A 427-nucleotide genomic window follows, 5' to 3' on the forward strand; every position below is an offset into this window, starting at 1 on the left:
AACTCAGTCAGATGATTCTACAATTTACTTTACTATTCCTAAGAAGCCTGACATGGACAGCATTGAGCTGACCGAAGAAGAGTTAGAGGCAATTTCTGGTGGAGTAACACCTGCTTGTTTCTATGTCGGCATGGTAATCGGTGTTGCATTCTGGGCCGCAATCAGTTAATTTATNTACTCATTAGACAATCAGGAAAAAGCGGCAAATCTCTTATCGGCTTTGTCACAAAAAGCATGGGAAGACTCAGCTTTTAAAAATCAACTGGTAGTAAATCCGGTAGAAACTATTGAGCAATATATAGGTAAGAAAATCCCTGGCCTCTATGACAAAAAGGTCATTGTTGACGACCAAACTGATAGTTCAGTAATTTATTTAAATATACCACAACGACTCGATTTAAATAACTTAGAACTTACAGAAGAAGAT

1 protein-coding gene and 1 pseudogene are annotated in these 427 nt (G+C 37.6%); both read left to right on the top strand.

What is annotated here, in order from left to right:
- Positions 1-52: 52 nt before the first annotated feature.
- Positions 53-169: a class IIb bacteriocin, lactobin A/cerein 7B family gene (locus tag BLX24_RS34165; RefSeq protein ID WP_218160759.1), complete on the top strand. Its 117-nt coding sequence runs from the start codon at positions 53-55 to the stop codon at positions 167-169.
- Between the two features lie 51 nt (positions 170-220).
- Positions 221-427, top strand: a pseudogene (locus BLX24_RS32490) (TOMM propeptide domain-containing protein); the annotation flags it as partial.

It is taken from the genome of Arsenicibacter rosenii (genome assembly GCF_001870735.1).
In the GTDB taxonomy this organism is placed as follows: domain Bacteria; phylum Bacteroidota; class Bacteroidia; order Cytophagales; family Spirosomataceae; genus Arsenicibacter; species Arsenicibacter rosenii.